Origin of the sequence: Microcoleus sp. PH2017_35_SFW_U_B (assembly GCF_020737865.1) — a bacterium.
Taxonomy (GTDB): domain Bacteria; phylum Cyanobacteriota; class Cyanobacteriia; order Cyanobacteriales; family Microcoleaceae; genus Microcoleus.
This window is the reverse complement of the sequence record NZ_JAEQDE010000065.1, coordinates 25661-31945: the sequence shown is the minus strand read 5'-3', so window position 1 is coordinate 31945 and position 6285 is coordinate 25661. Positions and strand designations below refer to the sequence as shown.

Here is a 6285-nt window from a genome sequence, read left to right as displayed (position 1 = left end):
TACCAATTACCAATTACCAATTACCAATTACCAATTACCAATTACCAATTACCAATTACCAATTACCAATTACCAATTACCAATTACCAATTACCAATATATGTCTCAATCAATTCTCGAATTCGATCGCACTTTTTACTCATATCCGTGCACTTCGCGAGTAGCAATTCACGATTTAAGCCTCAAAATCCCCGCCGGGAAGCGCTGCGGACTCATCGGTCAAAACGGCTGCGGCAAAACCACCTTGTTTCTGCTAGCAAATGGCTTGTACCAACCGCAACAGGGAATCATTCGCTGGGAAGGCGAACCGTTTCGTTACGATCGCAAATCTCTCATGAAACTGCGCCAACAAATCGGACTCGTCTTTCAAAATCCCGAACATCAGTTAGTTGCTTCCACAGTCGAAGAGGATATCTCCTACGGATTGTACAATCTAGGATTGCCAGAATCCGAAATTGCTCAACAGGTAGAAAAGGCGATCGAGCAATTCAACTTAAGCGAACTCGCCCGCGAACCAATCCACAACCTTAGTTTAGGACAAAAAAAGCGCGTTTCCATCGCCGATATCATGGTACTCAAACCCAAACTGCTGCTGCTAGACGAACCTACCGCCTATCTCGATCCGCGCCACACCAAACAACTGATCGGTTTGCTGCAACAAATTCACGCAGCCGGAACCACCATACTTTTAGCAAGTCACGACCTCGATTTCATCTATCGCTGGGCCGATTGGGTGTTTGTGATGGATTGCGGAAAACTGATTCTAGAAGGCACTCCCGAAGCCGTTTTTGCCCAGCGGGATGTCTTGGAACAATTGCAACTTGGCGTACCGCTGGCGATCGAGCTAATCGACCAAATAAAGGATCTCATTGACAAAAATCCTAACTCAAAACTGCCCGCTTTCGAGGAATTGCAACAACAAATTTTACAAACCCGCAGACTGCTGTAAAAACCTGTAAAAAACCTTTATGTAAGGTGTCCATTGTGTACCTACTCAAATCAACTGCCAAGGGTGCATCTGGTTTTTGAAGCCTGAAGAAGCATGACCGTATATAAGTTATTAGTTATAATCCCATATTGACTGCGGTCATGCTTCGCCCCTACGGATATATTTGCCTTGCACAGGTCGCTGCACCCACTGTCAACTGTCAACTGTCAACTGTCAACTGTTTAACGATCGTACCAAAGTTGCAGCGCCAACCGATGAACTTCGCGCCAACTAACATTTTTAAGTCTGGCAATTTCCGCACAATCTTCGTATTCCGGCTGTACATTAACAATCGTTTCTCCCGACTTAGCAACTTTTATTTGCACTTCGCCGTATTCTGTTTGAACTTTCTGGATTTCTCTATCCAAAATAGTTCTCTGTTGAGTCGATCGCCTAATTCCCAGAGTAGTAGTCTCTCGAAACATCACAGCTTCGCAAGCATCCTGAAATTCGGGATGACAAATCACACTTAACAAAACCCCCAGCCGCGACTTTTTCATCACAATTGGTGTAGTAAAAACATCCAGAGCTCCGGCGAGAAACAAAGCATCAAAAACATACCCAATAGCCTGCGGGTTTAAATCATCAATTTGCGTTTCCAAAACACAGACTGTTTCTTGGGAATGGGGCATTGGGAATGGGGCATTGGGCATTGGGAATTGATTAAATACTTCCTTCTCCCCTCTTCCTTCTTCCTTCTCCCCTCTTCCTTCTTCCTTCTTCCCTCTTCCTTCTTCCTTCTTCCCTCTTCCTTCTTCCTTCTTCCCTCTTCCTTCTTCCTTCTCCCTTCTTCCTTCTTCCTTCTCCCCAATCCAGAGGCGCAAAATATTAGGAATTGCCAGATTTCGCGAACCTGCACCCAAACCAATTAGCTGAACTTGCATCGGTGGCGGCGGGCCAAAAGCAGAGGCGAGGGTACAGGCGATCGCAGTTCCTGTAGGAGTGCACAATTCGCGATCGATTCCATTACTATAAACCGGTACTCGGTGCGTTTCCCACAACCGCATCACAGCAGGCGTAGGTACAGCTAACCTACCGTGGGCCGCCTTCACCGTACCCCCACCAGTCGGCATCGGCGAAAAGTAAAACTCATCAATATCCAACCAATCCAAACCCAAACAAGTACCGACAATATCAACAAGTGCATCCGTAGCCCCCACCTCGTGGAAGTGAACCTCACTGGGGGGAATACCGTGTACGGCAGCCTCTGCATCTGCTAACTTGCCAAATACGGCCAAACTCCAAGCTTCCACCCGCGGAGGCAATTTTGCAGCGACGATAATTTGCTCAATTTCTGGTAAGTGGCGGTGATGAGTGTGGCTAATTTCCGCATCTGCTTCGCCGTGAGTGTGAGAATGTTCTTCCCCGTGATGGTGGTGGCGCGCATCGAAAGTCGGCGATTCAGTTTCCGAGGGATCGAGGGCGGAGTCAGCAGCCAGATTGTTTGATTTTAAAGGCAAATCCGCAGCTAAATCGACATAAAATTTAGTTGCTTGTTGAGTATTCCGGTGAACTAATTCGGCCCGCAATTGGTACTCAGTCGAAATGCCTAGTAAATGGAGTTTTTCGATTAGGTACTCTAAGGGAACGCCCGCGTGTACAAGAGCTCCGAGGCACATATCGCCAGCAATGCCGGTTGGGCAGTCAAAATAAGCTATTTTATTCATTATTAACAATTAATTTTCAACATTGATTGTTTTAGCACATTTGTCGATCGCCCACTTAGCCTGGAATATATTAACATGGCAATTATTTACGGACTCCATCCAGTTGCACCCCAGAAAGACCGAATCGAGAAGATTACAAAAGCTCTCAAAGATGGGGCCGTGATGCTTTATCCCACAGATACAGTTTACGCGATCGGCTGCGATCTCAACTCCAAATCTGCCGTAGAACGAGTCAGGCGGATCAAGCAACTATCCAATGATAAGCCTTTAACATTTATGTGTTCCTCATTGTCAAATATCACCGAGTATGCTGCCGTCACCGATGAAGCATACAGAATCATCAAGCGGTTAATCCCCGGGCCCTACACATTTCTGCTACCAGCTACCAAATTAGTGCCCAAATTGGTAATGAACCCAAAACGCAAAACCACGGGAATTCGCGTTCCCAACCACCCGCTTTGTTTTACACTTCTAGAATCTTTGGGAAATCCGATTATTTCCACATCTGCTCACATTACCACTGATGATGAAGGTGCTGCACCAGTACCTGCTGCAAAAGCAGAAAGCTTTGGCAAAGCTGAACTATTTGACTGTTTTTTAAAGTTAGTAGATATCATTGTCGATGATGATTCCGATCCAGGATATCAAGTTTCTACCATTCTCGATTTAACTGAAAACAAACCAATTGTCGTTCGTCGCGGTTTGGGATGGGAAGCGGCCGCCGCTTGGGAACAAGATTAAAAATTAAGAGGAATTAGACTTGAATTGCAAAACTCGCAAATTATCTTGAATTAATCTCCGTCCATTCTTCAACCCACGGAGGTGGGTTTGGTTTGTATAGACGCGGTTTCAACCGCCCGGTATCATATCATTCTTCAACCCACTGAGGTGGGTTTGGTTTGTATAGACGCGGTTTCAACCGCCCGGTATTATATCAAATTTAATTCAAATAACCCGTAGGGACACAACAACGTTGTGTCCTCTATCTTGACTTGTCTAAATCGTGGCTAAGAAACCTGCGAAAAAGACCTAAGCCTCCACCTTAACTCCTTTCCAAAAAGCAACATATCCTGCAATATTTTTAGCAGCATCTTTCGGAGTAGGATAGTACCAAGCAGCATCCTTATTAACCTGTCCGCCGACTTCAACACTATAGTAACTAGCAACACCTTTCCAACCGCAAGTAGTGTGAGTGCTGCTATCCTTGAAATACTCGCGGTTGATGGCATCCGCCGGGAAATAATAGTTATTATCTACCATTTCGCACTTATCGCTCTCGGCCAAAACGGCACCATTCCAAATTGCTTTCGGCATCGGTTTATCTGCTTAAATTGAGATTCTCAAATATTGTAACTGTATTTGTGCTCAAAAGACCTAGAATAAGGTTGAAGTCAACAACCAATTACTGCAAATGTCAGGGTCGAATCCGCCAACATCTCTCGCGCCCTCATCCCTCGAACAATCCCTCAAACATTTCTTTGGCTATGACTCTTTCCGCCCGGGCCAGCGGGAAATTGTCGAAGCTGCTTTACAACAACGCGATATGATGATTGTCATGCCGACTGGCGGTGGCAAATCTTTGTGTTTTCAATTACCGGCTTTGTTGAAACCGGGATTGACGGTGGTGGTTTCGCCGCTGATTGCCCTGATGCAAGACCAGGTGGAAGCTTTGCAGGATAATGGGATTGGGGCGACTTTTCTCAACAGCACTTTGAGCGCGATGGAAACCCGATCGCGCGAAACAGCAATTCTCGAAGGTAAAATTAAACTACTGTACGTTGCGCCCGAACGCTTGCTGGGCGAGAGATTTTTACCGTTTTTAGATATAGTAGCTTCTAAGTTAGGAATTTCGGCATTTGCGATCGACGAAGCCCACTGCGTTTCGGAATGGGGACACGACTTTCGACCAGAATACAGGCAAATGGAGCGAGTGCGCGATCGCTACCCAGACATCCCCATTATGGGACTAACAGCCACCGCCACCGAGCGCGTCCGCCAAGACATCATCCAGCAGCTAAACCTGCGAAATCCCTACATCCACGTCGCCAGCTTCAACCGCCCCAACCTATACTACGAAGTCCGCCAAAAAACCAAGCACAGTTTTGCCGAAGTCTTGCAAATCATCCAAAAAAAAGGCGGTTCAGGAATCATCTACTGCCTCAGTCGCAAAAAAGTTGACGAAGTTGCCTACAAATTGCAGCAAAGTGGCATCCAAGCCCTACCATACCATGCCGGAATGAGCGATGTAGATCGATCGACCAACCAAACCCGATTCATCCGCGACGACGTACAAGTAATGGTAGCAACAGTCGCCTTCGGGATGGGAATCAACAAACCCGACGTGCGATTTGTAATTCACCACGACTTACCCAAAAACCTAGAAGGATACTATCAAGAATCAGGCCGCGCAGGCAGAGACAACGAACCATCCCACTGCACCTTATTTTTCGGATTCGGCGATGTCAAAACCATCGAATACATCATCGAACAAAAACCCGACGAACAAGAACAAAGAATAGCCCGCCAACAACTACGGCGAGTAATCAACTACGCAGAATCCAGCGATTGCCGCCGCACAGTCCAATTAAGTTATTTCGGCGATTCATTTCCCGGCGATTGCGGCAACTGCGACAACTGTTGCAACAAAAAACCAGTAGAAGACTGGACGCTTGAAGCCATGAAATTTCTTTCCTGCATCGCCAGATGTCAAGAAAAATTCGGGATGAATCATATTATAGACGTGGTGCGGGGTTCCAAAAGTCAAAAAATATTGCAATACCAGCACAACCAACTTTCCACCTACGGCATTGGCAAAGATAGAACTGCCGACGAGTGGAAAAAATTAAGTCGTTCGCTGATCAACCAAGGTTTTTTAGACGAAAAAACAGACGGCTTTCCCATTTTAAAACTCAACGAGAAAAGTTGGGAAATCATGAAACGCCAGCGCACAGTTGAAATCGCCATTGAAGCGCCGCGGGAAGTACAGGCAAGAACTCGCTCTTTAGCAGTAGAAGTAGAAGGCTTATTTTCCATATTGCGAAGTCTCCGCAAACAAATTGCCGACGAACAATTCGTACCGCCTTACGTAGTTTTTGCCGATAGAAGCTTGCGAGACATGGCAGAAAAACGCCCGCAAAATCTCACCGAATTTGAGGAAGTTTACGGCGTTGGTAGCAACAAGCGAGATAAGTACGGCAAAGTTTTCTTAGAGGCTATTCACACTTTTTGCAAAGAACAAGGATTGCCAATAGGTACAGCATCTTCTGCTGCCGCCAATCTTCCCACTCTTGCTAACGTTCCATCTTATTCGCAGATGCAAACCTGGGAATTGTACCGACAAAATTTGACTGTTCAAGCGATAGCCAATGCGCGCGGGATGAGTCCCACTACTATTGCGGGACATCTGGTAGAATTGATGGATATGGGTCGGGAAGTTGATATAAATTTGTTAGTAGAATCGGAAAGCCAACAGGCAATTGTACAAGCAATTGAAGTTGTTGGAGATGAGAGATTGAGAGTAATTTATGAGTATTTGCAAGAACGTTATACGTTTGAGGAAATTAAGTTTGTCCGCGCTTGGTGGCGGCAAAATTATGTCAGCTTTTAACCGCTGATATCGGCGGATTAACG

At 45.9% G+C, this 6285-nt stretch carries 5 protein-coding genes; 3 read left to right on the top strand and 2 right to left on the bottom strand.

Annotation, left to right across the window (positions count from 1 at the left end; translation table 11 throughout):
- The first annotated feature begins 100 nt into the window (after nt 1-100).
- On the top strand, nt 101-949 hold the full coding sequence (locus tag JGK36_RS18580; RefSeq protein ID WP_293182475.1) for an energy-coupling factor ABC transporter ATP-binding protein: 849 nt from the start codon (nt 101-103) through the stop codon (nt 947-949).
- A 221-nt stretch (nt 950-1170) separates the two neighbouring features.
- On the opposite strand, the gene larC is transcribed toward JGK36_RS18580, so the two are convergent.
- The gene (larC, locus tag JGK36_RS18575) at nt 1171-2655 is read right to left on the bottom strand and encodes a nickel pincer cofactor biosynthesis protein LarC (protein ID WP_293197791.1); all 1485 of its coding nucleotides are present in this window, start codon (nt 2653-2655) and stop codon (nt 1171-1173) included.
- Between the two features lie 75 nt (nt 2656-2730).
- Here larC and JGK36_RS18570 point away from each other — a divergent pair, with 75 nt between their 5' ends.
- A complete protein-coding gene (locus JGK36_RS18570) occupies nt 2731-3396 on the top strand; it encodes an L-threonylcarbamoyladenylate synthase (RefSeq protein ID WP_293182459.1) in 666 nt (221 codons plus the stop codon).
- 288 nt (nt 3397-3684) lie between these two features.
- Here the strand turns inward: JGK36_RS18570 and JGK36_RS18565 are convergent, their stop codons facing one another.
- Nucleotides 3685-3969: a DUF427 domain-containing protein gene (locus JGK36_RS18565; RefSeq protein ID WP_293182457.1), complete on the bottom strand. Its 285-nt coding sequence runs from the start codon at nt 3967-3969 to the stop codon at nt 3685-3687.
- 97 nt (nt 3970-4066) lie between these two features.
- Here JGK36_RS18565 and recQ point away from each other — a divergent pair, with 97 nt between their 5' ends.
- Nucleotides 4067-6262 carry a DNA helicase RecQ gene (gene recQ, locus JGK36_RS18560; protein ID WP_293197789.1) on the top strand — a complete coding sequence of 732 codons (2196 nt, stop codon included), beginning with the start codon at nt 4067-4069 and terminating at the stop codon, nt 6260-6262.
- The last annotated feature ends 23 nt before the right edge of the window (nt 6263-6285 follow it).

Coding starts and splice junctions, on each gene's coding strand:
- JGK36_RS18580 (WP_293182475.1), top strand. CDS start 101: ATGTCTCAATCAATTCTCGAATTCGATCGCACTTTTTACTCATATCCG.
- larC (WP_293197791.1), bottom strand. CDS start 2,655: ATGAATAAAATAGCTTATTTTGACTGCCCAACCGGCATTGCTGGCGAT.
- JGK36_RS18570 (WP_293182459.1), top strand. CDS start 2,731: ATGGCAATTATTTACGGACTCCATCCAGTTGCACCCCAGAAAGACCGA.
- JGK36_RS18565 (WP_293182457.1), bottom strand. CDS start 3,969: ATGCCGAAAGCAATTTGGAATGGTGCCGTTTTGGCCGAGAGCGATAAG.
- recQ (WP_293197789.1), top strand. CDS start 4,067: ATGTCAGGGTCGAATCCGCCAACATCTCTCGCGCCCTCATCCCTCGAA.